The organism is Tranquillimonas alkanivorans, assembly GCF_900115595.1.
GTDB classification, from domain to species: domain Bacteria; phylum Pseudomonadota; class Alphaproteobacteria; order Rhodobacterales; family Rhodobacteraceae; genus Tranquillimonas; species Tranquillimonas alkanivorans.
The window spans coordinates 1-1,329 of the sequence record NZ_FOXA01000087.1 but is presented as its reverse complement, the minus strand read 5'-3'; the positions used below and the strand labels follow the sequence as shown (position 1 = coordinate 1,329).

At 68.1% G+C, this 1,329-nt stretch carries 1 protein-coding gene; it reads right to left on the bottom strand.

Annotation, left to right across the window (positions count from 1 at the left end; translation table 11 throughout):
* Positions 1-662 precede the first annotated feature (662 nt).
* Positions 663-1,329: site-specific integrase (locus BM162_RS23065; protein WP_500691304.1), on the bottom strand; the 667-nt coding region annotated here is incomplete at its 5' end.

Sequence of the window (1,329 nt, the reverse complement as noted above, 5' to 3'; positions counted from 1 at the left end):
AGGAGGGCAATGCATTAACAATCAACCTGGACCACTCGAATGGGGCAGTTCACCTGCGTGAACAGGCCGATCGTGTTCGTCAATCGACCGGGGCCGGTCGCGTGCCTCGGGACCACGTCATCCCTCGGGCGTGAAGCCTCCATTGCCGTGTAGAAATTGGCGCAGGGCGTCCGTTGAGCGCGGCGCACCCCGCCGCGGGTCACGTTGAGGCCTGGACCTGCGTCCGATGTCATCGTGCAACGGAGGGAGCCGTGTCTTCTGGTGCGGCATCGCGCTTCGGGGCCGGCTCCTGTGGTGAAGCCACCGGAGCACAGAAACATGAACGCCCACAGGATCTTCCCGGCGACCGCGGCCGCCGCCCCGCTTGCCCTCGTCCGCAGCTTCGTATTCGTCCACTGCGACTGGTTGCGGCACGCCGCTCGCCTCCGGCCACTTCAATCGCCCTGCCCTCCCGACCGCGGATGGAGCCGCGCCCGCCAGACCCTTTCGACCGCTGATCCGCGCATCCGGACGGTCTGGGCTGGCAGTGAGGCGGGCCCGAACCGTCCGGTCGCGCGGCTGCCTCACCAGAGAATTGGCCTCGAACGGAGCGGCGCGCGCCGAGAAGGCGGGCGCCCCGGCGCCGAGTGGTCGAGCCGCCCCGGCGGCGCTTTGCGGCCGGCTCATCCCACGAGCCGCAGGCCCTGCGCCGACGCCCGTGACGTGGCCGGTCGCTCGGGCTCGTCGCGGAACGGGCTTCGGACCATCGAGAGATCGACCTTCACGGAGTGCAGCCGGTTGGCGAGCGCTTCAATGCCGAGGCTCTGACCATAGGAGCGGTCGCCCTCGTCGGTCCGTGCATGGCCGATGAGCCGGCAGCGGATCGCGTCGGACTTGTCGTCGGACAGGAGGTCGTTTTGGAAGGTCGTCCGCAGCGCGTGAAAATCGAGGCCCGCCCAGTAGATGTCGTTTTTCCTGCGGTAATAGGCGAAGGACTTGCTGAAGTTCGCGGAGAAGGTCCCCTTGCACTTGCCGCGGGTGAGGAAGGGGAAGAGCCGGATGTGGCCCTGCCTGCGGCGCAGCTCGACGAGTTTCAGGAGGCCCAGCTCGACCAGTTGCGGGTGCACGGGGACGGTCCGCTCGCTGGTGAGGGTCTTCACGCCGTTGATGATCGTGTTGCGCACGCGCATGTAGGGAATGCCCCGGTCGGAGCCGAAATCCTCGGGCCCGAGCTGCAGGCATTCCTCCATGCGGCATCCCTGGAGCCGCGCGATCAGCGGCGCCCAGAACAGCGGGTCGCCCACGTCCTCGAGCTCCTCGCGGAAGACGGGCGAGCCGAAGAGCGCGTGG